Below are 22499 nucleotides of genomic sequence, written 5' to 3' on the forward strand. Positions count from 1 at the left end.
CTCCACCAATCATCTGCCAAGGAGACCCCGCATGTCCCATCCGCGTATCGCAAGCATCCTGATCACCAACGACGATGGCATTGACGCTCCGGGGCTGGAAGTCCTGGAAGCGGTGGCCCGGGAGTTGGCCGATGAAGTCTGGGTCGTCGCACCGGAGCAGGATCAGAGCGGGATCTCCCATGCCCTCAGCCTCCATCATCCCTTGCGAGTGAAAGCCCGAGGCGAGCGACGTTTTTCGGTGTCGGGCACACCGGCAGATTGCGTGGCCATTGGTATCCGTCAGTTGATGAAAAAACCGCCTCAGCTGCTGCTCTCGGGCATCAACAAAGGCGCGAACCTCGGCGTCGAAACCATGTTCTCCGGCACCGTTGGCGCCGCAATGGCCGGCCTGCTGATGGGCGTGCCGTCGATTGCCCTGAGCCAGTTTTTCACCCGTCGCGATGCGGTGAAGTGGGACACTGCCCGGGCGTTGGCGCCTGACGTGATTCGCCGATTGATCAGCATGGAGTGGGCCGCCGACGTTTGTATCAACGTCAATTTCCCGGACGTCGAGCCGCAAGAGGCCGGGCCGTTGCAGATCACCCGCCAAGGCATCGGACGCATGGACGGCCTGAACATCACCCAGCGCACCGACATGCGCGAGCAGGGTTACTACTGGCTCAATATCGACCGTCACGAACGTCCCGATTTCGACGACAGCGAAACCTTCGTCGTGACCCATGGCGGGATCTCCGCCACGCCGTTGCGTTTCGAGCGCACCGACCTGGATGTGATGGAACGCTTGAAAAACAGCCTTCCTCAATAGTGCGCAGTTTGCTGGCGGCATCGATCTTGAACTCGCTGCCGTCGGCAAGCCGGACCAAGACAGCCCGTTCACTCCCCCTGGATAATCGATCCATTCGAGCGATTCCTGCTCTATTCAAACACGGCCATTCACGTCGCTACTTATTGCGAAGTTATGTAATAGATGGCTCATCGCTACTTGCTAATAAAGTCTGACTTTCTTGCTTAGTAACAAACCTTTGCTATAGCTAAAGCCTCTCAGTTCATCTTAATGAGGCAACGGAATGTCAGTCGCAAAGAAAATGAGCGTGGGACAACTGACCATGTTGACGGCCGTCAACATGTTGGGTTCCGGCATTGTGTTATTGCCCACCAAACTCGCCGAAGTCGGCGGCATTTCAATTCTCTCCTGGCTGATCACGGCCACTGGCTCACTGGCGCTAGCCTATGCGTTCGCGCGCTGCGGCATGCTCAGTCGCAAGACGGGGGGCATGGGCGGGTATGCCGAGTACACGTTTGGTAAATCCGGGAACTACATCACAAATTACACTTACGGCCTCTCATTACTGATTGCCAATGTGGCCATCAGTATTACGGCGGTGGGGTATATCCAGACGCTGTTCGATATAAAGCTGGGCGCGGTGCAAGTCGGCCTCGCAACGATTGCGTTGTTGTGGATTACCACCTTTGCCAACTTCGGCGGCGCGAGCATTACCGGCAAAATTGGCGCTGTGACGGTGTGGGGCGTCATTGCGCCGGTGGTGCTGGTCTCGACCATCGGCTGGTTCTGGTTCGACAGCAGCATCTACGCGGCGGGTTGGAACCCTCACGACAAAACCTGGTACGAGGCCGCAGGCGCATCGGTGGCGATCACATTGTGGGCGTTCCTCGGGCTAGAGTCGGCGTGCGCCAACGGTGATGCGGTCGAAAACCCCGAGAAGAACGTACCCATTGCCGTGCTGGGCGGAACGCTGGGCGCCGCGGTGATCTACATCGTGTCCACCAACGTCATCGCGGGCATTGTCGAAAACGCCGAGCTGGTGTCCTCCACCGCGCCTTTCGGCCTGGTGTTCGCCAAGATGTTCACCCCCCTGATCGGCAACGTGGTGATGGGCCTGATGGTCCTGGCCTGTATCGGCTCTTTGCTGGGCTGGCAGTTCACCGTCGCGCAGGTGTTCAAGAGTTCGGCGGACACCGGTTATTTCTTGCCGATCTTCGCCAAGGCGAACAAACACGGGGTGCCGATCATCAGCATGTTGATCTTGCTGGCGATGCAGACGGCCATGGCCCTGCTGACCATCAGCCCCGATCTCGCCAAACAATTCGACACCCTCGTGAACCTCGCGGTGGTCACCAATCTGGTGCCGTACATCCTGTCCATGGCGACGCTGATGACCCTGCAAAAGGTCTCGAACGTGCCCGCCAACAAGGCACTTATCACCAACATCGTTGCCTACATCGCTGCGGCCTACAGTTACCTCGCGCTCTACAGTTCCGGCGAGCAGGCGCTGATGCTCGGCGGCGTGGCGACCATCGTCGGCTACACGCTGTTCGGTTTCGTCAACACGCGGCTGATCAAACTGGAGGCCCTCAACAACAGCGTTCCGACCCAGACCGTGTCGGCGCAGCACATCGTTGGCGAGCCGATCCCCGTGAACAGCTTGCCGCTTAACGCCCTGAATCAGGCCACATTGGAGACTCAACCATGACGGAATACAGACACCTGCTCGGCATGCTGGCGCTCCTGGTCACCAAGCAGCCCGACAAACGCAGCGTGTTCGGCCGGGCCTTGATCCAGCTGATCAGCGATGTCGAAGAGCGCTCCATTAGCGTGCTCACGTCGGAAAGCCTGAGCGACGCCAAGTCGATTCTCAGCACCGACCCCGCGATCCAGTGCGTCCTGCTCAGTTGGGAAATGGACGACAGCCCTGACCATCAGGAATGCATCGACCTGCTCACCACTCTGCGCGAGCGCAACACCCGCGTGCCGGTGTTTCTGATCAGTGACCGCAGCACCGCGTCCAGCGTGCCGTTGATTGTCATGCAGCACGCCGACGACTTCATCTGGCTGCCGGAAGACACCAGCCGCTTCCTCAGCGGGCGCATCATGGCCGCCATCGAACGCTATCGTCAGGCGGTGTTGCCGCCGATGTTCGGCGCGTTGCTCAAGTTCGCTCGCAGCTATGAATATTCCTGGCACACACCGGGGCATGCGGGCGGCACGGCGTTTCTGAAAAGCACCGCGGGCCGTGCGTTCTACGAGTTTTTCGGGGAAAACTTGCTGCGCTCTGACCTTTCGATTTCGGTCGGCGAGCTGGGTTCGTTGCTCGACCACAGCGGCCCCATAGGGCAAGGCGAGCGCTATGCGGCTAAGGTTTTCGGCGCCCATCGCACGTACTACGTGACCAACGGCTCGTCGATGTCCAACCGCGTCATCCTCATGGCCAGCGTCACGCGTGATCAGATCGCCCTGTGTGATCGCAATTGCCACAAGTCTGCAGAACACGCGATGACCCTGTCGGGCGCGATTCCGACCTACCTGGTGCCGACCCGCAACCGTTTCGGCATCATCGGCCCGATCCTGCCGCAGACCCTGAGCGCCGAGGGCGTGAAAACCGCTATCGCCAACAACCCGCTGGTGAAAAGCCACATAGACCCGACGCCAGTGCACGCCATCGTCACCAACTCCACCTACGACGGCCTGACCTACAACGTCACCCGCGTCGAAGAGCTGTTGGGGCAGAGTGTCGATCGGCTGCATTTCGACGAGGCCTGGTACGGCTACGCGCGGTTCAACCCGCTGTACAAGGACCGCTTCGCGATGCATGGCAGTCCGGACGATCACGACCCATCGAAGCCGACCGTGTTCGCCACGCAATCGACCCACAAGCTGCTGGCGGCGCTGTCTCAGGCGTCGATGATCCACGTGCGCAACGGGCGCAATCCGATTCCTCACGGGCGCTTCAACGAGTCGTACATGATGCACGCCTCCACCTCGCCCAATTACGCGATCATGGCTTCGTGCGACGTCAGCTCGGCGATGATGGAGGCTCCCAGCGGGCAAATTCTGACCAACGAATCCATCGAAGAAGCCATCGCGTTCCGCCAGGTGATCTCGCGCATGCAGAGCGACATGCTCAGCAACGATGACTGGTTTTTCTCGTGCTGGCAGCCACCATCAGTGCCGGTCGGCGCGACTTCGATTCCGTTTCACGAAGTCGATCCGCTCAAGCTCAAGACCGACCCCAATTGCTGGGTGTTGCACCCGAACGAGGTGTGGCACGGCTTCGGCAACATCGAAGACGGCTACTGCATGCTCGACCCGATCAAAGTGTCGATCCTCAGCCCCGGCATGGGCGACGACGGCAACCTGCTCGATTTCGGCATCCCGGCGTGTGTGCTCAGCGCGTACCTCGGGCGGCAAGGAATCGTGGTCGAAAAAACCACTGATTTCACGATTCTGTTTTTGTTCTCCATTGGCATCACCAAAGGCAAGTGGGGCACGCTGGTGAACGCGCTGTTGGACTTCAAGCGCGACTACGACACCAATCTGGAACTGGAGCTGTGCCTGCCCGATTTGCTAACGGCCAACCAGCAGCGTTACACGGGGATGGGCTTGAAGGACTTGTCCGAAGAAATCTTCGCGGCCATGAAAAAGAACAAAACCACAGCGACCATGGCTCAGGCGTTCGGCACGCTGCCCAAGGCGGAGTTCAGCCCGGTGGAGGCGTACGAAAAACTGGTCAGAAACGAAGTCGAGCAAGTGACGCTGGAAGAGGCCGCGGGGCGCATCGCCGCGACAGGCATCGTGCCCTATCCGCCCGGCATTCCGCTGCTGATGCCGGGCGAACACGTAGGGGCCACGGACGGACCGGTGCTGGCGTATCTCCGGGCGCTGGAGAGTTTCGACAAGTCGTTTCCGGGGTTCACCCATGACACCCATGGGATCGAAAGCGAGGCGGGGGTTTATCGGCTGTTGGTGTTGAAGTGATAGACAAGGGGTTGGCCAGATAGCTGACCCCTGCCGCTTCGCTTTTGATTCTGGCCGAAGGCCGTGGGAGTTGGCTTGCCTACGATCTGCTGCGAAGCAGCAGCAAAACCTGACATCTCAATGCATCTAACGCATCACATACACCGGTTTTGCCATCGCTGCGCGATGGATCGCAGACAAGCCAGCACCCACGGCCTCCGGCGAGAATCAAAATCACATACCCCGTTTCGTCGCGGTGACGAGCAGAATCAAGGGCAAGTTGCGTAGGTCTTCAATTGCTCTGAATCTTCTGTAACGCCTGCTGGGTCAATGACACACACTCCCGCGCCCCGTCATCGTTGTGCCGCGCCAGTGCCGATTCGGCGCGGTGGACGGTGGTGTCGACGTCGCTTCTCACAGCATCGCTGAGGTTGGGCTTAGCGACTTTTGCATCTCGAACTTTGCTCAGATTCATCTGGCACTGGCTGTTGTCATCGTTGGCACTCGCCGTGAAGGGCAGGGCGAATGCAGTCAGGAGCAGGCCGGTGAGCAGGGCGTGTTTCATGTTGTTTTCCGCAGAAAGGTAGGTAAGGGGTTCGTGATCTGTACGAACCTGCTGCATGAGACAGCGGATTTCGGATTTCTGCCAGATGGCTAATCGCTTTAACTGCAAAACCCTCAGGACTTCCCGCTGGACGGCAAGCCACTGCGCTACCATGTCGCGGCGTCCTGATGTGTGACGCTCCGAAGCCAGCCACCGAGCCACCCCGATGGACATTGACCTCGCCCGTACCTTCCTCGAAATCGTTCGCCACGGCAGCCTGATGGCCGCCGCCGAAAAGCTGCATGTCACCCAGACAGCGATCACGGCGCGGGTACAGAAGCTGGAAAGCCACCTGAATTGCACGCTGTTCATCCGCAATCGTACCGGCGCCAAACTGACCTCCGACGGCGAAGCGTTCGTGGTGTTCGCCAATCAGCTGGTTCAGACCTGGGACGCTGCGCGGCGCGAGTTGCCCTTGCCGGATGGCTACCGTCACGTGCTGCGGGTGGGCGCCGAAATGAGCCTGTGCAACCCGTTGATGCTCAGTTGGGTGCGCGAGATCAGGAACTCGATCCCCGAGTACGCGCTGCATTCCGAAGTGAAGGACGGAGATGCGCTGATGAAAGACGTCGAGCGCGGGGTACTCGATGCGGCGCTGGTCTACCAGCCCGCGTATTGGCCGGGGTTGCAGGTCGAAGAATTGCTCGAAGAGAAGCTGATTCTGGTACGCGTCGTCGGCAAATCCGAGCCCTACGTTTACATCGACTGGGGCCCGGCGTTTCGTCAGCAACACGATGCCGCGATGCCGGAATATTCCCGAGCCGCTGTCGCCTTCAACCTGGGGCCATTCGCGTTGCAGTACATTCTGGACAATGGCGGCGCCGGTTACTTTCGAACGCGCGTGGTGCAGTCCTACATTGATCGCGGAATCATGGAGCGTGTGCCATTGGCCCCGGAATTCAGCTATCCGACCTACCTGGTCTATTCCCGGGAAAACCCTTCATCGACGCTACAAAAAGCGGTCGAATTACTGCGAGAGATTGCGCGCGAGAAGGGCGACTGGTCCCAGCGCTGGGACCCGTTGATTTGAGGCCGTGGGTCAGTCGATCAGGCTGATGATGCCGATCACTTTGCGATCCGCGTCGAGGACCGGCAGGTACTTGCGGCCTTGTCCGCCCAGCATCTTCATCACGTCGGCCACCGAATGTTCAAGCGACACGCCTTGCGTGCTGCGCTCGATGATCTGCGCCGTATCGATGTCGGTCCGGTTGCGGTGCTGCGCGTGAGCCTCGGTCTTGTGCAGAATCGCCTCAAGGTCCTCTCGCGACACGTCGACGAAGGTGCCGACGTCATCCAGCGCCTTGTCCAGATCGGCGCTGTTGAAGTGGCTGACTGACGACTCAGTGGGCGGGGCGGGCGTCGCATTGGCCTGCGCGCGTGGGTAACGCATTCGCGTCAGGTTGTTGTAGACCAGCGCCGTCACCAACAGGCAACCGGCGTTGAGCATGATCGGCAGCAACGCTTGCCAGTCCGGACCGGTAAGCGCCTGGCTCGATGTGATGACGCTGAACGCAACGCCTGCCGCCGGTGGATGCAGGCAGCGGCATACGCACATGCTCAGGATCGCCAGAAAGATCGCCACGCCGATGGCGGTGATGCCGTCGCCAAACAGGTGAAAACACAGCAGCCCGACCAACGCCGATATCAAGTAGCTGCCCATGATCGCCCAAGGTTGCGCCAATGCACCGGTGGACACGGCAAACAGCAAAACCGCAGAAGCGCCGAGAGGCCCCAGCAGATGCAGCGTTGCCTCGATGCCGAACAGTTGGCGGCTGAGCAACACGGTGACGAGGATCCCAAGACCCGCACCCAACGCTGCACGGGACCATTCAGCAGGGTGGGTGTTGAGGGAGTAAGGGATGAAGCTGCGCAGAAGCGTTTTCAAAACGAGCGATTCCGGGGTGAAAAAGGAGTTCGCCGGTCGCGGCTGAACTCCTGCACAAAGGGGCAAGTGCGATTGATTTTCAAAGGGCGGCAGACAGTGGGTCATTGTTGCGGCAATGGCCCGGTCGCCTTGAGGCGGGGTCGATTGTGGTCAGAAAACCGCACTTAGACAAATTCGAAATAATGCAGCTCTACTTCAACTATTTTGAATTATTGGCGATTTTTACACGGGTGCACGACGACGGCTCAAAGATGTTGAGCCGATGCGATAGTTGCAATCAGGGATGTCAGAGTAACGAGAGGAGGCGTGGGGGATAAAGCAACAGGCCATTGACCTGGCGAGCATCGAGGTTTGAACTCGTACCTGCCTGCATCAATGGCCTGTGGTTACAGACTGCGCGACTGAGCCTGTTGACGGGTTCGTTGGGCCGGGCGCGCGGCTTCGATTTCCAGCAAGTGGGTGTTCAACACGTTCGTCAAAAACCGGAACTGATCGTTGAACCCCACCACTTCGTTACTGAAGTGGTTTTCCGCTGCCGGCATCATGAAGGTATCGAAACGATTGTCTTCGACAAGGCCGTGGCGGTCTTTGCGGGTGATGACATGTTGTGAGTAGTAGTTCTTGCCGAACTTGGGAAAACTAACGTGCAAGGTGACGTCTCGGGTCATGTCGATAACTCCGCATCAAGCTGAAAAAACAAAGGTAAAAGCTGCTGATAAGTGTCAGCTACTTGGCCTTAGTTGGCCGGTGCCAGAACACGATTGACCTTTTCGTCCGCCGTGGCTTGCACGGGTTCCAGCGCGAAAAGTTTGAGGGCGACGACGTAGCTGGTGAAAGCTGTCAGCGTCAAGCAAGTCAGAAGATGAATAACCATTTTTCCTGCCCTCGGTCGTGTTTGGGTGTGAGGGCGATGTTACGCCCCTCAGTTTTTAGCGGAAGGCAATCGCGGGAATGTTGGTTATCGATGGGAATGATGGTTGGCGAAGGAACTCGGTCTGAAGCAGACCCAGTGGGAGCAGTCGAAGGTTACGACGGCCGCGATGCGTCATGTCTGAAACACCGCGTTCACTTTTCTGCAGATCCCCGGCGCTTGATGGGCAATCAGGCTCGGATCGTCTCGCTATAGCGATAGGTCGCCACGCAAGCCAGTGCCAGGCCGCTGAGCGCGACCAGCCCACCGACCAGCCCGATATTGGCGACGCCCAACTGGCTGATCACCATGCTGCCCAGCAGCGCGCCGCCACCGATGCCGATGTTGTAGATGCCCGAGTGCAGCGACATCGCGACGTCAGTGGCGTCCGGCGCCATGGCCAGCACCTTGGCCTGCATGACCAGACCGAAACACATGATCGCCATGCCCCAGACCACGCTCAGCGCTGCAACCCATGACGCCTTGCCTGACATCGGCAACAGCAGAATCAGACACAACGCCAACGCGCCGATGGCTGCAATCAGCAACCCGCGTGGATAGCGGTTGTTGTAGCGACTGAACACGATCGAGCCCAAAACGCCTGCACCGCCGAACAGCAAGAGGACGATGGTGATCATGTCTCCGCTCATCTTCCCGACGATCTGTGCGAAAGGTTCGATGTAGCTGTAGGCCGTGAACTGCGCGGTGATCACCAGCGCCGTCAATACGTACAGCGACACCAGCGCCGGGCGTTTGAACAGAATCGGCAGGCTGCGCAGCGAGCCCGAGTTCTGGCTCGGCAACAACGGCAGCGACTTCATCAACACCAGCACGGTCAGGGTCGCCGCACCGCCAATGGCCAGGAATGTTGCCCGCCAGCCCAGCGCTTCGCCCAGCACACGTCCCAGCGGAATGCCCAGCACCATCGCCAGCGACGTACCGGTCGCAAGCAGGCCCAACGCCTGAACCTGTTTGCCCGCAGGGGCCACGCGCACGGCAAGCGACGCCGTGATCGACCAGAACACCGCATGGGCCAACGCAATCCCCACGCGACTGACCAACAACATCCCGAAGCTCGACGCCACACTCGACATCACATGGCTGGCGATGAACAGGATGAACACGAACATCAGCAACTTGCGCCGCTCGATGTTGCGCGTCATCAGCATCATCGGCAGCGACGTCAACGACACGATCCACGCGTACACCGTCAGCATCAAACCGACCTGAGCGGTGGTCATGTCAAAACTGTGGCCGATGGCGCTCAACAACCCGACCGGTACAAATTCCGTGGTGTTGAAAATGAAGGCCGCGAGGGCCAGCGCAATGACGCTGAGCCAGCTACCCGTTTGAGCATCGGTCGTGTTCATGAAAGGACGCATCAGCCTCAAGGAAAAATCCGACAACAAAGTCACCAACCTCACACGCAAAACGCCGACAAACAGAAACGCCGCACAGGGTGGAAAACCGAGGCGGTGTAGGCAGTCAGCAAAATATTATGGGTATGGGGAGGTACGACCAGATGAGTCGAAGTCTACGCCCTTGTTAACGTTGTCACAATGTGTGTCCGGTGCGTCAAAGTGGCTCATCACGGCACCTCGTCACGCTCATTGGCGGCTTTTCGCGACATAGCCTGTTCAGGCTCCGGCCCGGTCAAGATTTCCCGAAAGGTGCCCACCAGGGGCCTCAGCGTCACCCGATGCCACGCCGCCCACAGTGGCATGGTGAACGTCAGCCACGGCAGTTCCCGAAACACCACACCCGGATGCGCCGACTGATTGAGGCTTTTTTGAGTCATCGCGATACCCAATCCCGCCGCCACCAAACCTAACGCCGTATAAGGCTCGGCGGCCTCCAGACGAATCTCCGGCGTGAAACCGGCGCGGATGCACGCGGCGACAAAGTCATCATGAGGATTCTGGCTCTGGCTCGACTTCACGCCGATCCAGTCCAGGTTTTCCAGATTGGCCGGGGTCAGCCGCTCGATGCTCGCCAGCGGGTGATCGGCGGGCAGTGCAAGCAGCATCGGGTCTTCCAGCAATTGGCGGCACGTCAGGTCCGGATCGTCATCGACAGGATGCTCGCTGACCAGCGCCACGTCCAGGCTGCGCTGGCGCAGGCCTTCCAGTTGATCCGCCGAGCTGAGGTTGTACAGCGCGACGTGAACCCCCGGCCGAATGGCGCGCACTTCACTCAGCGCCTTTGGCAGCACGTTGGCGTGCATGGCGTTCTCGATGTAGCCGATGCACAGGCCACCTTCTTCGCCGCGCCCCAGGCGCTTGCCCAGCGACTCCAGCCGATTGGCGTGTGTCAGCAATGCACGGGCTTCGGTGAGGAAAGTGCGGCCATCCACTGTCAGACGAATCCGCTGCTGAGTGCGTTCGAAGAGGGTGAGGCCGAGGCGTTCCTCCAGTTGCGCAATCTGACGGCTCAATGGCGATTGCGAAATGTGCAAACGCTCCGCGGCGCGACCGACGTGTTCCTCTTCGGCAACGACAACGAAATAGCGAAGCTGGCGTAAATCCAACATGATTATGCTCTATGGGTCTCAAGTGTTGCCTATTGTGTCTTGGACGGTCTCGACTTGGCAATCTAGGATCTGCTCAACGGTCGCAACAGCGACCCACAATTGATCCGGAGAACCACCATGAGCTTGAAAGACAAACTCCCTGGCGTCATCGGTTTCGGCACCGCTCCACTGGGCAACATGTTCCGCAACATCCCTGAAGCAGAAGCGGCGGCGACCGTCGATGCCGCTTGGGCTGCTGGTGTTCGCTACTTCGACACCGCCCCGTTCTACGGCGCGGGACTTTCGGAAATCCGCCTCGGCGATGCGCTGAAAAAATACAACCGAGACGAATACGTGCTCAGCACCAAAGTCGGCCGCGTCATCCTCGACGAGCTCGACAACAGCGCCCGCGACCTGGGTGAAAAAAGCGGTGTATTCGAACACGGCCTGCGCAACAAAATCGTCAACGACTACAGCGCCGATGCTACGCTGCGGTCCATCGAAGACAGCCTCAAACGCCTGAAAACCGATCGTCTCGACATCGTCTGGATTCACGACATCGCCCAGGATTTCTACGGCGACGAGTGGCTGCACTACTTCGAACAGGCCCGCACCGGCGCTTTCAAAGTGCTGACCCGCCTGCGCGAAGAAGGCGTGATCAAGGCCTGGGGCCTGGGCGTGAACCGTGTCGAACCCATCGAACTAACTCTCGGCCTCGACGAAGCCAAACCCGACGGCTTCCTGCTCGCCGGACGCTACACGCTGCTCGACCACGAACGCGCCCTGCAACGCCTGATGGCCGAAGCCCGCGCACAAAACACCGACATCGTCGTCGGCGGCCCCTACAGCTCAGGCATCCTCGCGGGCGGCACCCACTTCGAATACCAGAAGGCCAGCCCGCAAATCATCGCCAAGGTCGAGTACATCAAACGCATCGCCCAGGCCCACAACGTCGACATCAAAGCCGCCGCGCTGCAATTCTCACTTGCCAACCCGGCCGTCGCAGCGGTAATACCTGGAGCCAGCCGCCCTGAGCGGATCGCAGAAGACATCGCCGCGCTCAACGCCGTCATCCCCGCAGCCTTCTGGAAAGACCTGCGCGACGCCCGACTGATCGCAGCCGACGCCCCTGTTCCGGCCTGACGCCAACGGTTTATGTGATGAAAACCCGCGACGGCTCCACATAACGCCGTTGCCGGTCATACCCCAAATTCTGGAGAAACACCATGGCACACGCATCTGCAACCCTCGACATCCCGGCTTCGGCCGATAACGTCTGGCAACTCGTCGGCGGCTTCGACTCGCTGCCCGACTGGCTGCCCTTCATCCCCAAAAGCGAACTCAGCGAAGGCGGCCGCGTCCGCACCCTGCAAACCCCGGACGGCGACACCATCATTGAACGGCTTGAAGGGTTTGATAATGATGGGCGGTGGTACAGCTACTCGATTACCAAGGCTCCGTTTCCTGTGACGGGGTATCGGGCGACGCTTCGAGTCGAGGTGCTGGGGAGTTCGGGAACGGCTCGGGTGACCTGGTCGGCTGACTTCACGCCGAATGGGGTTTCTGAAGAAGAGGCTGTGGAGCTGTTTGATGGGATTTTTACGGGTGGGTTGGAGGCGATGAAGGCGAATTTTGCGGGGTGAAGGAGGTTGCGTTGATGCCGTCAGAGATAGTGATGAAAATCAGGCCGACTCCGCGCATTTACTAAGCGTCAGCCACAAAAAAGCCGTCCAAGGACGGCTTTCTCTATATTTGGTGGGCCGGGGTGATCTGGATCCTTTGACCAATAGATTGATTTTAAAGGCCATTTTTTGTTTGAGAATGTACTTGGAATACCGTTTGGAGTAACGCAAGTATCGGGTTGACGACGCAGAGAGGGCGGTAGGTGCCGAGCTGCATCCCTACTGTCGCGCTCCAAGATCACCCCTGAACAAGTCAGCGCTGGTTAGACGACCTGTGCTGAGTTGCGTTCCATCAACCCTCAATAGGCGCGACCCGGTGAGTCGGATGAGCTTTCCCGATATGGAGTACGCCTGTAAGCGAAAGCAAACCTGCCGTGAGCGTTTCCTGGTCGAGATGAATGAAATCAGCACTTTAGCCGTTTGCCGATACTGGCTCGAAGCTACCCAACCGGTTAAGGTGTGGCATTTATCACATATACCTCACAGGGATGCGGCGAGCACGTCCTCCCTGTTTCTGTGTAAGGAACGTGCGCGTGAACCAGCAGACCCTGGCCCCCTTCATCTGGAATATCGCAGATCTGCTTCTGGGAGCCTTCAAGCCCTCCGAGTACGGCCGCATCATCCTGCCGTTCACCGTGCTGCGTCGTCTGGAATGTGTGCTGGAACCCACCCGCGGCAAGGTACGCAGCCAGTATGAGGCGATGAAGGCCAGTGGCGTTGACATGGACCTGATCTTGCCGACCACGGCAGGCGCAACCTTCTACAACGTCTCGCAGTTTTCCCTGGACAGCGTGGGCTCTACCAGCACCCGCGCCAATCTGGAAGACTACATCGCCAAGTTCTCCGCCAACTCCCGCCAGGTGTTCGAGCACTTCGCCTTTGACCGGTGGCTGGAGAAGCTGGAGAAAGCCAACCTGTTGTACCTGGTCACGCAGAAGTTTGCAGCAGTCGATTTGCACCCGGACAAGATTAGCAATCACGAAATGGGGCTCGTCTTCGAGCACCTGATCCGCAAGTTTGCCGAGTCATCCAACGATGATGCCGGGCAGTATTTTACCCCGCGCGATGTGGTGCGTCTGGCCACCACCCTGGTGTTTGCGCCTGATCATCAGGCACTCAACGGCGATGGTGTGGTACGCACCGTCTACGACTGCGCCGCCGGCACGGGCGGCTTTCTGTCTTCGGCCATCGAGCAGGTCTACGAGTGGAACCCCAATGCCCGGCTGGTGCCCTACGCTCAGGAACTGAACCCGGAAACCTACGCCATCTCCGTGGCGGACAAGTTGATCCAGGGCTACGACACCCGTAACATCAAACTCGGTAACACCCTGTCCGACGATCATCTGTCGCATGAGCAGTTCGACTACTGCTTGGCTAACCCGCCGTTCGGGGTGAAGTGGGAGAACGTCCAGAAGCAGGTGCAGGCCGAGCACAGCCAGCAAGGCTTCGCCGGCCGTTTTGGCGCAGGCCTGCCACGCGTGGGTGATGGTTCGCTGCTGTTCCTCCTGCACCTGCTGTCCAAGCGAAAACCGCTTGAACTGGGCGGCAGCCGTATCGGCATCGTGCTCTCCGGTTCGCCGCTGTTCAACGGTGGTGCTGGTTCGGGCGAGTCGGAGATTCGCCGCTGGATTCTGGAGAACGACTGGCTGGAGGCAATCATCTCCCTGCCAAACGACCTGTTCTACAACACCGGTATCGGCACCTACATCTGGGTGCTGTCTAACCACAAAGATGCGCTGCGCAAAGGCAAGGTGCAGATGATCGACGCCAGCAGCATGCATGCGCCGATGCGCAAGAGTCTGGGTAGCAAGCGCAAGTACCTCGCTGACGAGCAGATCGCCGAGATCGCCAAACTATATGATGCGCTTGAAGACGGTCCGAACTCCAAGGTCATCTCCACCACTGACTTCGGTTATCGCCGCATCACCGTGGATCGTGCGCTGCGCTTGCGCTTCTCTGTCAGTACGGAAAGGCTCGCTGCCTATCAGAACACCAAAGGCGCCGACCAGGTGGATGCTTTTGCTCCTGTGCAGGGGGAATTCGACAACCTGCCGGCTTTCCTTAAGGCTGCTGCAATCAAGAAGCTCGGCAAGGGGGCGCTGAAAGCCGTGCAGGTCTGCTTTGGCGAGCGTGATGCCAACGCCCAGCCGGTGCTGGACGACAAGGGGAAACTGCAGGCCGACTCCGACCTGCGCCAATTCGAAAATGTGCCGTTGAGTCAACCCATAGACGATTACTTCGCCCGCGAAGTGTTGCCCCATGTGCCGGATGCCTGGATTGATACTGGCAAGATGGATGCGAAGGACGGTCAGGTAGGCATTGTCGGCTACGAGATCAACTTCAACCGCTACTTCTACGTCTATCAGCCACCGCGCCCGCTGGCCGAAATCGATGCCGACCTCAGGGCGGTGGAAGCTGAGATAGCTGAGCTGCTGGGTGAGGTGACTGCATGAGTTATTACAAGTCCTATCCGGCTTATAAGGACTCTGGGGTGGAGTGGCTAGGGCGGGTGCCGGAGCACTGGCAGATCAGGCGACTCAAGCACATTGCTAATTTGCAAACGGGCGTGGCTAAGGGGAAGGATAACGGAGGCAAGGACACCATCGAGGTTCCCTATCTGCGTGTCGCCAACGTGCAGGATGGATACTTGTCACTGGATAACGTGGCCACTATCGCGATTCCTCGGGAAGACCTGACACGATATAGCCTACGGCCCGGCGATGTGCTTATGAATGAGGGGGGGGATTTCAACAAGCTGGGACGTGGTAGCGTCTGGCTGGGAGAGATCGACCCATGCATCCACCAAAACCATGTTTTTGCTGTACGGCCTACTGTCGTGTCATCGGCGTGGTTGAACGCCTTCACCGGGTCACTGGCTGCTCAGTTCTACTTTATGGGGCGTGCCAAGCAGAGCACTAATCTGGCCTCCATTTCCTCCAGCAACATTATGGAGCTACCGGTGACAATGCCGCCTGCAGTTGAGGTTGAACTGCTGCTCGCTCACCTCAACCGCGAAACAGTCCGTATCGACGCTCTGATTGAAAAGAAAACCCGCTTTATCGAACTGCTGCGCGAAAAGCGCCAGGCGCTGATCATTAATGCCGTCACGAAGGGTCTTGACCATAATGTGAGGATGAAAGACTCCGGTGTGGAGTGGCTGGGAGAGGTGCCGGAGCATTGGAGTGTTTTGCAACTAAGGCATACAGCCCGGTTGGAGTCAGGCCATACACCCAGTCGCTCAACGCCAGAATACTGGGTTGACTGCAATGTTCCGTGGTTCACGCTCGCAGATGTCTGGCAGGTTCGTAGCGGTGAGCAAAAGTATGTATCAGAGACCTCTGAGAAGGTCAGTCAGCTAGGCCTGGAGAATTCATCAGCCCGTTTGTTGCCTGCCGGCTCTGTATTCTTGTCCCGGACTGCCTCCGTGGGCTTTCCGGGCATCATGGCGGTCGACATGGCAACCTCCCAGGACTTCGCTGTGTGGACATGCACTAGTGAGCTATTTAACGAGTATCTCTACTACATACTGCTGGGTATGAAGCCGGATTTTGACCGCTTGATGATGGGATCGACCCACAAGACCATTTACATGCCGGATATCGAGGCTATTCGAATTGCTCGTCCACCACTTGATGAGCAGCGAGGTATCGTCAGTGCGTTGGGTGGTCAGCTTGGTCGTTTCAAGATTGTCATTGATAAAACCGAGCGCAGCATCGAACTCCTAAACGAACGCCGCTCCGCTCTGATCACGGCTGCGGTCACTGGACAGATCGATTTAAGAGAGACGGAATGAGCCAGGGTCGTAGTCTGCGTCTGTTCCTGGTGGATGGCACACCCAACGGACTGCTGACCGCCGAGATCATGAACTGGACCGGCCATGTGCTGACCGGCCCGCGCTCCAAATTGGCCGAGCTGGTGCAGCGTCCCGAATGCGCGCGCACCGGCGTTTACTTTCTTGTCGGCCCCGACCCGGACGACAGCCTGCGTACCCGGGTGTATATCGGCGAGTCTGATGATGTGGCCCAGCGTCTGAAGCAACATAACCGTCCGCAAGAGCAGGGTGGTAAGGACTTCTGGGAACGTGTGTGTCTGATTACCAGCAAGGACCAGAACCTGACAAAGGCCCATGCCAAGTACCTGGAGAGCCAACTTATTCAGATTGCCAGTCAAACCGGTCGCTGCGTGATAGGTAATGGCACAGCGCATAGCTACACCAACTTGCCTGAGTCGGACCGTGCGGACATGGCGTTTTTCCTCGAGCAGATCCGCATCGTGCTACCAGTGCTGGGTTTCGATTTCCTGCGCGAGCTAATCAAACCCTCAAAGCTCGTTATGGCACCAGTAGAGCAACCGGTTAGCCAGTCGCCGCGTTTTGCATTACAGCTTCCAAAGAGCAAGGAGCGCGCGCAAGCGCAAGAGGTTGATGGGGAGTTCTTTGTACTGAAAGGGTCCCGAGCCCGAGCTCAGTGGGTAGGAACTGCGGATCACAACTACCGGAACCTGTACCAGCAGTTGGTGAGTGACGGTGTCATGATCAGTGACGGAAGTGAGTATCTAATGTTCAAGGACGACTATGCCTTCAGTAGCCCAAGTGCCGCGGCAGCCGTTGTGTATGGTCGTGCAGCCAGTGGCCGAATCTCTTGGCTGGTAGAGGGTAGTGGTGAAACTTATGCCGCCTGGCAGGACAGTCAACTGAGTGGTATCGGTGTGAAGCCGGAAAATGAGTTGCTCAGTAAATAAGATTGAGCAACCGCAGCGATTGAGTCTGAGCAACGAGAACATCGGCAAGATAGGCCTGTCGCTGCGCGATGCCTCCTATCGAGCCCAAGGACAGGGTGCTTCAACCCGCTGCTGCTCTATCTGAACAAGAACGGCGTTCCACCAGCGTGCCGACATGATTAGCGATACCTACGACGGTGGCATGTGAATGTACCCCAGCTGTATCAGTGAATACGCCCGATAGACATTATTTGATGGGCCGTTCCCAGGGATGGCCGAGAAGTTAAAGGACGAAACGATGAGTCATATCCACCACGAGTGCGAACTTGAACGCTATATCGTCGGGAAGCTTGAAGGCGCCGGCTGGCTGGTGGGTAAGTCGGCTGATTATGACCAAGGGCGGGCGCTAATCCCTGAAGACGTGGTGGGCTGGCTGGACGATAGTCAGCCAGTGGCCATGGCCAAGATCGTTGCCCTCAATGGTGTTAGCGCGCGTGATGTGGTGCTGGACCGGCTGGTCAAGCAGCTGGAGAACAAGGTTGATGGCGGCACGGTGAATGTGTTGCGTTACGGCTTTGCTGTGGCCGGTGGCGGCACCCTGGCTATGAGCCAGGCTCTGCCCGAGGATGAGCGCAACGCCACGGTGACCGCCCGCTATGCGGCGAACCGTCTGCGCGTAGTGCCGCAACTGCGTTATTCGTTGGACAAGGCTGACGAAATCGATCTGGTCTTCTTCATCAACGGTATCCCGGTGGCCACGGTGGAGTTGAAGACCGACTTCACCCAGTCAGTCCAGGCCGCCATGCAGCAGTACTGCATGGACCGCCGTCCTGAGCGCAAGAGCGTTGGCCTAGAGCCGCTGCTCACCTTCAAGCGTGGCGCGGTGGTGCATTTCGCCATGAGCGATAGCGACATACGCATGACCACCAAGCTGGCCGGGGATTCGACCTTCTTCCTGCCGTTCAACCGGGGCAACGATGGCGCCGCTGGCAACCCGCCGGGCGACAACGGTAGCTACCCGGTGAGCTACTTCTGGGAGCGCGTGCTGCAGAAGGACAACTGGCTGCATATCTTCCACCGCTTCGTGCTGCAGGAGCGTAAGGAAGCCCAGGACGTCAACGGTAAAACCTACTTCAAGGAAGGCCTGATCTTCCCGCGCTTCCATCAGTGGGAGGGCGTGACCAAGATGATCGACGCGGTGCGGGTAGAAGGTGCAGGGCAACCGTACCTGATCCAGCACAGCGCTGGCTCGGGCAAGACCAATACCATCGCGTGGACCGCGCATTCGCTGATTCGTTTGCGCCGTCCGGACGGTGAGCCGTATTTCCACAGTGTGATCGTGGTGACCGACCGTCAGGTGCTAGACCAGCAGTTGCAGGATGCCATCCAGCAGATCGAGCACCAGGCCGGCGTCGTATGCGCCATCGACCGCCAACAGTCGAATCTGCCCAAGAGCCAGCAGTTGGCCAAGGCGATGCTCGATGGTGTGCCGATTATCGTCTGTACCCTACAGACGTTTCCCTATGCGCAGAAGGTCATCCTCGGCGAGCAGAGTCAGCGCGATCGCCGTTTCGCCATCATCATCGACGAGGCGCACAGCTCCACCGGGGGCAGCACGGCGGATGATCTGCGTTATGTACTGACTGGGCAGAGCGAGGTGGAGTGGGAAAAACTCTCCAAAGCGGAGCGGTTGTCCGTGTGGCAGAGCTCGCGCTCGCGCCCAGGTAATGCTAGCTACTTCGCCTTCACCGCCACGCCTAAACATTCGACGCTGAGCCTGTTCGGCCGTCCGCGTAATCCGGCGCAGCCGGTTAGCACCGACAACCCGCCCGCACCGTTCCATCCCTACACCATGCTGCAGGCCATCGACGAAGGCTTCATCCTTGATGTGCTGAAGAACTACACCAGCTACGAGGTGGCGTTCAAAATCGGCAGCGAGATGGTCGATGACAAGCGGGTGGACGAGAAGAGCGCCGGGCGCAAACTGGCGAAGTGGCTGTCGATCAACCCGGTGAATGTGGGGCAGAAGGTCGAACTGATCGTCGAGCACTTCCGCAAAAACGTGGCGCACCTGCTCGGCGGCCAGGCCAAGGCCATGGTGGTGACCAGCTCGCGTGCTGCAGCGGTGAAGTACCACTTGGCGCTGGAGGACTACTGCAAGCGCAAGGGCTACGACAACGTGCTGGCGATGGTGGCCTTCTCAGGTGAGGTGCCCAATTCGGATGTGGAAGAGCCCAGTCTGCCCAAGGATCACCAGTTCAGTGAAACCAACCTGAACCCCGGCCTGCATGGCCGCGATATGCGTAAGGTGTTCAACACCCCGGACTACCGAGTGATGATCGTCGCCAATAAGTACCAGACCGGTTTCGACCAGCCCAAGCTGGTGGCCATGTACTTGGACAAGAAAATATCCGGTGTGGAGGCCGTGCAGACCCTCTCGCGTCTGAACCGCACCTTTCCCGGGAAAGACAAGACATTCGTCATCGATTTCGCTAACAAGGCCGACGAGATACTGGCGTCATTCAAGACTTTCTATCGTGATGCCCAGGTGGCGGATATCCAGGATCCGAACATCGTCTATGACATCAAGCAGCGCTTGGATGGCATGTTCATCTATGAGCAGGCTGAGGTTGAGGCTTTCGGTGATGCTATCGTCGATCCGAAAGTGACGCACCAGAAGCTGTTCTCGCTTACTCAGTCAGCCACTGACCGCTTCAACGGAAAGTTGAAGACGCTTAACGATGCCATCGACCAATGGGAGAAAGCCTGGGAGAAGGCCCATGACGAGGGCAGCGGCAAAGACATGGAATACGCCGATGTGCGGCGTTCGGAGTATTGCAAGGCACGCGACGAACTGATGATCTTCAGTGAGAGCCTGACCAAGTTCGTGCGCAGCTACGAGTACATCGCCCAGTTGATCGATTTCGGCGACCCAAGCCTGGAGGCCTTTGCCAGCTATGCGCGCCTGCTGCGTAAACGGCTCAAGGGCATCATTGCCGAGCAGGTGGATCTGGGGGACCTCAAACTCAGCCACTACAAGATCAAAAAGGGCAGTAACCTCAGTGGCGTCGCCGTCCTGGGTGAAACACCTGGCCTCTATGGTATGACCGATAACGGCCTGCGCGACGCCCGCGACCGCGAGAAAAAATACCTCGCCGAGCTGATTGAGAAGCTCAACAACTCCTTCGGCAAGGACATTACCGACACTGACCAGGTGGCCTTTGCGGTGCACGTTTCCGAGAAGCTGCGCGCTGACAGCGTCGTGATGGCCCAAGTGCAGAACAACACGATGGAACAGACCATGAAGGCGGACCTGCCTTCAAAAGCCATCTCTGCCATCGCTGCCGCCATGAGCAGCCACACTAGTATGGCGACCAAGCTACTCAGCGACGAGTCAACGCGTGAGGTGTTCCTGACGGTGGTGTACGAGCTGCTGAAGAAAGATTCGGGAGCAGATTTGTTTGGGGCTACACGGGAATGAGCGGTGCTGATTGTTCCAATCGACAAGTGTTGAATCGCCACCTCGGCTGAAGCCCTATCACGACAAAGAACGAGACAGGAACAAACATGGCTCGCATCGAAAACCACAAATACAGCATCGAAGAGGCCTTTAGAGAGTGCTTCTACATCGTTCCGGACTATCAGCGCGAGTACGTCTGGACGGACAAGGAAGTGCATCAACTGCTAGAGGACATAGGTGAGCAGATCGATGCAGGGACCACTCGGGAATACTTCATCGGTACCGTTCTGGTGTCACCGACTGATCAGAAGAACCATTATGAGGTCATCGACGGCCAGCAGCGGCTGACGACGTTCTTCTTGCTGCTGTGTGCGCTCAAGCATCTGTTCCAGGGGGAGCCGCAGCGGCAAATGATCTCTGGGTTGATCTCGACCAGTTATGTGGACAGCGATGGCGAGGTTCGCACCAACCTGAAATTGGAGCCGCGTTATGAGAACGCAGGCGAAGTCATGGCCACGCTGGTGGAGTTGGATGCCGACCCACAGGCTGTGCGTGCGGGCATCCAGGCTGCGGGCATTGCAAGCTTCGGCTCGCTTGAGAATCTGATCAATGCCTATAGCACGCTGTACCGCTATCTGAAGGATAACTACGACGATGCCGCCAAGCTGAAGAAATATTGGGGCTATCTGGCCAACAATGTGGTGTTTATTCAGATATCCACGGACGTCAGCAGCGCCCTAAAGATTTTCGAGACCATCAACGAGCGAGGCGTGGGGCTGAACCCGATGGACTTGCTTAAGAACCTGTTGTTCACACAGGTCAAGCAAGCACAGTTCACCCGGCTCAAGGACGAGTGGAAAAAGATCACCAAACCGTTGGAGAAAGGCAAGGAGAAGCCGCTGCGTTTCCTGCGCTATTTCCTGATGGCTAACTACGTCATCAAGAACGAGCGCGGCGACGCGGTGGTGCGGGAAGACGAGATCTACGACTGGTTTGTGGCTAAGGACAACGCAGCCTTGTGTGATTACGCCAATAAGCCCTTCGAGTTTGTCCGTAAGGTTATCCGCAATGTCGAGCACTACCTAGCCTTTGCCAACGGGCAGGGAAATGACAGCAAGCCCAGCCTGGCCATGGACAGTCTCAAGCGGCTAACCGGCGGTGCGTTCAGCTTGCACTACGTTTTGCTGCTGGCGGCGGCAAGCTTTCCCAAGTCGTTGTTTGACCATTTTGTTGCGCAACTGGAGAGCTTCCTTTTTTACTACATCTTCACTAAGACTCCTACCAAGGATCTGGAGCGCAGCTTCTCTCATTGGGCCGACGAACTGCGCGTGATTGCGGGTACAGCCGATGCGGTAAAGCAGAAGGCTCAGCTCAATGTCTTCATCGCCGAGCGTTTCGAGACCAATATGGTAGGTAAATCCCAGGAATTGGCGGATGCTCTTAAACGCTTCAACTTTTACACGATGCAGCAGTACCGCACTCGTTACTTGCTGGCGCGGCTGACGCAGCACGTCGAGATGGCCTTCAGTGGACTGAAGGTGCCGGGCAGCCTAGCGCCCTTCACTAATTTGGAAATCGAGCACATCCTGCCCACCAGGCCAAAAGATGATCTGCGCGCTAAGTGGGCCACCGAGAGTCCGGGGATGGCCTACGACGACTACAAGAACCGATTGGGCAACCTGACCCTGCTTGAGAAGCCGATCAATATCGTCGCGGGCAATGATTTTTACACGGACAAGCAAGTCGAATATAGCAAGAGCGGCAATTACCTAACCCGTAGCCTGGTTACGTTGACTGATGTCGGGCATAACACCTCCATCTCGCGTATCAATGCCAAGTTAGAGGCTTTCTCCGAGTGGAATGCTGCGGCCATCGAAAAACGGCATGCAATGCTGATCTCTCTGGCGCAGGACGTTTGGAAGACGACGCCGATTGACTTTTAGATCTTTCGGCCCCTTACGAGAGCACCCGGAGGCA

The 22499-nt window shown here is 58.2% G+C and carries 17 protein-coding genes; 11 read left to right on the forward strand and 6 right to left on the reverse strand.

The genetic code is table 11. The features are described 5' to 3' along the window. Positions 1 to 31: 31 nt before the first annotated feature. From surE to ACIQAL_RS22485, 3 genes are all read left to right on the forward strand, one after another. The gene (gene surE / locus ACIQAL_RS22475; protein WP_401149643.1) at positions 32 to 805 is read left to right on the forward strand and encodes a 5'/3'-nucleotidase SurE; all 774 of its coding nucleotides are present in this window, start codon (positions 32 to 34) and stop codon (positions 803 to 805) included. Positions 806 to 1067: 262 nt separating this feature from the next. After that, positions 1068 to 2492: a putrescine-ornithine antiporter gene (gene potE / locus ACIQAL_RS22480; RefSeq protein ID WP_401149646.1), complete on the forward strand. Its 1425-nt coding sequence runs from the start codon at positions 1068 to 1070 to the stop codon at positions 2490 to 2492. Next, positions 2489 to 4774 carry an Orn/Lys/Arg decarboxylase N-terminal domain-containing protein gene (locus tag ACIQAL_RS22485; RefSeq protein ID WP_401149649.1) on the forward strand — a complete coding sequence of 762 codons (2286 nt, stop codon included), beginning with the start codon at positions 2489 to 2491 and terminating at the stop codon, positions 4772 to 4774. The genes potE and ACIQAL_RS22485 overlap by 4 nt, the downstream gene beginning before the upstream one ends. Before the next feature lie 271 nt (positions 4775 to 5045). Here ACIQAL_RS22485 and ACIQAL_RS22490 read toward each other — a convergent pair whose 3' ends face one another. Then, on the reverse strand, positions 5046 to 5471 hold the full coding sequence (locus ACIQAL_RS22490) for a hypothetical protein (protein ID WP_401149652.1): 426 nt from the start codon (positions 5469 to 5471) through the stop codon (positions 5046 to 5048). A gap of 52 nt (positions 5472 to 5523) precedes the next feature. On the opposite strand from ACIQAL_RS22490, the gene ACIQAL_RS22495 reads away from it, so the two are divergent. Then, positions 5524 to 6387: a LysR family transcriptional regulator gene (locus ACIQAL_RS22495; RefSeq protein ID WP_401149653.1), complete on the forward strand. Its 864-nt coding sequence runs from the start codon at positions 5524 to 5526 to the stop codon at positions 6385 to 6387. A gap of 9 nt (positions 6388 to 6396) precedes the next feature. On the opposite strand, the gene ACIQAL_RS22500 is transcribed toward ACIQAL_RS22495, so the two are convergent. From ACIQAL_RS22500 to ACIQAL_RS22520, 5 genes are all read right to left on the reverse strand, one after another. Beyond that, positions 6397 to 7242 (reverse strand): HPP family protein, encoded by an 846-nt coding sequence (locus ACIQAL_RS22500; protein ID WP_401149655.1) that lies wholly within the window; start codon positions 7240 to 7242, stop codon positions 6397 to 6399. Positions 7243 to 7628: 386 nt separating this feature from the next. Beyond that, positions 7629 to 7910 carry a hypothetical protein gene (locus ACIQAL_RS22505; RefSeq protein WP_401149658.1) on the reverse strand — a complete coding sequence of 94 codons (282 nt, stop codon included), beginning with the start codon at positions 7908 to 7910 and terminating at the stop codon, positions 7629 to 7631. 68 nt (positions 7911 to 7978) lie between these two features. After that, on the reverse strand, positions 7979 to 8116 hold the full coding sequence (locus ACIQAL_RS22510) for a hypothetical protein (protein WP_401149660.1): 138 nt from the start codon (positions 8114 to 8116) through the stop codon (positions 7979 to 7981). A gap of 227 nt (positions 8117 to 8343) precedes the next feature. Then, on the reverse strand, positions 8344 to 9522 hold the full coding sequence (locus ACIQAL_RS22515; protein ID WP_401149662.1) for a sugar transporter: 1179 nt from the start codon (positions 9520 to 9522) through the stop codon (positions 8344 to 8346). 218 nt (positions 9523 to 9740) lie between these two features. After that, positions 9741 to 10682 carry a LysR substrate-binding domain-containing protein gene (locus ACIQAL_RS22520; RefSeq protein WP_401149664.1) on the reverse strand — a complete coding sequence of 314 codons (942 nt, stop codon included), beginning with the start codon at positions 10680 to 10682 and terminating at the stop codon, positions 9741 to 9743. 117 nt (positions 10683 to 10799) lie between these two features. Here ACIQAL_RS22520 and ACIQAL_RS22525 point away from each other — a divergent pair, with 117 nt between their 5' ends. The 7 genes from ACIQAL_RS22525 (at position 10800) to ACIQAL_RS22555 (ending at position 22465) form a co-directional block, all read left to right on the forward strand. Next, positions 10800 to 11804, forward strand: a complete 1005-nt coding sequence (locus ACIQAL_RS22525) for an aldo/keto reductase (protein WP_401149667.1) — start codon at positions 10800 to 10802, stop codon at positions 11802 to 11804. 83 nt (positions 11805 to 11887) lie between these two features. After that, positions 11888 to 12304 (forward strand): SRPBCC family protein, encoded by a 417-nt coding sequence (locus tag ACIQAL_RS22530; protein ID WP_401149669.1) that lies wholly within the window; start codon positions 11888 to 11890, stop codon positions 12302 to 12304. A gap of 572 nt (positions 12305 to 12876) precedes the next feature. Next, positions 12877 to 14796: an N-6 DNA methylase gene (locus ACIQAL_RS22535; RefSeq protein WP_401149671.1), complete on the forward strand. Its 1920-nt coding sequence runs from the start codon at positions 12877 to 12879 to the stop codon at positions 14794 to 14796. Continuing rightward, a complete protein-coding gene (locus ACIQAL_RS22540) occupies positions 14793 to 16136 on the forward strand; it encodes a restriction endonuclease subunit S (RefSeq protein WP_401149673.1) in 1344 nt (447 codons plus the stop codon). The genes ACIQAL_RS22535 and ACIQAL_RS22540 overlap by 4 nt, the downstream gene beginning before the upstream one ends. Then, positions 16133 to 17083 carry a GIY-YIG nuclease family protein gene (locus ACIQAL_RS22545; protein WP_401149674.1) on the forward strand — a complete coding sequence of 317 codons (951 nt, stop codon included), beginning with the start codon at positions 16133 to 16135 and terminating at the stop codon, positions 17081 to 17083. Before ACIQAL_RS22540 ends, ACIQAL_RS22545 begins: the two co-directional genes overlap by 4 nt. 277 nt (positions 17084 to 17360) lie before the next feature. Beyond that, positions 17361 to 20543 (forward strand): type I restriction endonuclease subunit R, encoded by a 3183-nt coding sequence (locus ACIQAL_RS22550; protein ID WP_401149676.1) that lies wholly within the window; start codon positions 17361 to 17363, stop codon positions 20541 to 20543. A gap of 86 nt (positions 20544 to 20629) precedes the next feature. Then, positions 20630 to 22465: a DUF262 domain-containing protein gene (locus ACIQAL_RS22555; protein WP_401149678.1), complete on the forward strand. Its 1836-nt coding sequence runs from the start codon at positions 20630 to 20632 to the stop codon at positions 22463 to 22465. Positions 22466 to 22499: the final 34 nt, after the last annotated feature.

Origin of the sequence: Pseudomonas sp. NPDC088368 (genome assembly GCF_044753445.1) — a bacterium.
In the GTDB taxonomy this organism is placed as follows: Bacteria; Pseudomonadota; Gammaproteobacteria; order Pseudomonadales; family Pseudomonadaceae; genus Aquipseudomonas; species Aquipseudomonas bambusae.

What these genes read in the sequence shown, in the direction of transcription:
- surE (WP_401149643.1), top strand. Translation starts at nt 32, where the DNA reads ATGTCCCATCCGCGTATCGCAAGCATCCTGATCACCAACGACGATGGC.
- potE (WP_401149646.1), top strand. Translation starts at nt 1,068, where the DNA reads ATGTCAGTCGCAAAGAAAATGAGCGTGGGACAACTGACCATGTTGACG.
- ACIQAL_RS22485 (WP_401149649.1), top strand. Translation starts at nt 2,489, where the DNA reads ATGACGGAATACAGACACCTGCTCGGCATGCTGGCGCTCCTGGTCACC.
- ACIQAL_RS22490 (WP_401149652.1), bottom strand. Translation starts at nt 5,471, where the DNA reads ATGGTAGCGCAGTGGCTTGCCGTCCAGCGGGAAGTCCTGAGGGTTTTG.
- ACIQAL_RS22495 (WP_401149653.1), top strand. Translation starts at nt 5,524, where the DNA reads ATGGACATTGACCTCGCCCGTACCTTCCTCGAAATCGTTCGCCACGGC.
- ACIQAL_RS22505 (WP_401149658.1), bottom strand. Translation starts at nt 7,910, where the DNA reads ATGACCCGAGACGTCACCTTGCACGTTAGTTTTCCCAAGTTCGGCAAG.
- ACIQAL_RS22510 (WP_401149660.1), bottom strand. Translation starts at nt 8,116, where the DNA reads ATGGTTATTCATCTTCTGACTTGCTTGACGCTGACAGCTTTCACCAGC.
- ACIQAL_RS22515 (WP_401149662.1), bottom strand. Translation starts at nt 9,522, where the DNA reads ATGAACACGACCGATGCTCAAACGGGTAGCTGGCTCAGCGTCATTGCG.
- ACIQAL_RS22520 (WP_401149664.1), bottom strand. Translation starts at nt 10,682, where the DNA reads ATGTTGGATTTACGCCAGCTTCGCTATTTCGTTGTCGTTGCCGAAGAG.
- ACIQAL_RS22525 (WP_401149667.1), top strand. Translation starts at nt 10,800, where the DNA reads ATGAGCTTGAAAGACAAACTCCCTGGCGTCATCGGTTTCGGCACCGCT.
- ACIQAL_RS22530 (WP_401149669.1), top strand. Translation starts at nt 11,888, where the DNA reads ATGGCACACGCATCTGCAACCCTCGACATCCCGGCTTCGGCCGATAAC.
- ACIQAL_RS22540 (WP_401149673.1), top strand. Translation starts at nt 14,793, where the DNA reads ATGAGTTATTACAAGTCCTATCCGGCTTATAAGGACTCTGGGGTGGAG.
- ACIQAL_RS22545 (WP_401149674.1), top strand. Translation starts at nt 16,133, where the DNA reads ATGAGCCAGGGTCGTAGTCTGCGTCTGTTCCTGGTGGATGGCACACCC.
- ACIQAL_RS22550 (WP_401149676.1), top strand. Translation starts at nt 17,361, where the DNA reads ATGAGTCATATCCACCACGAGTGCGAACTTGAACGCTATATCGTCGGG.
- ACIQAL_RS22555 (WP_401149678.1), top strand. Translation starts at nt 20,630, where the DNA reads ATGGCTCGCATCGAAAACCACAAATACAGCATCGAAGAGGCCTTTAGA.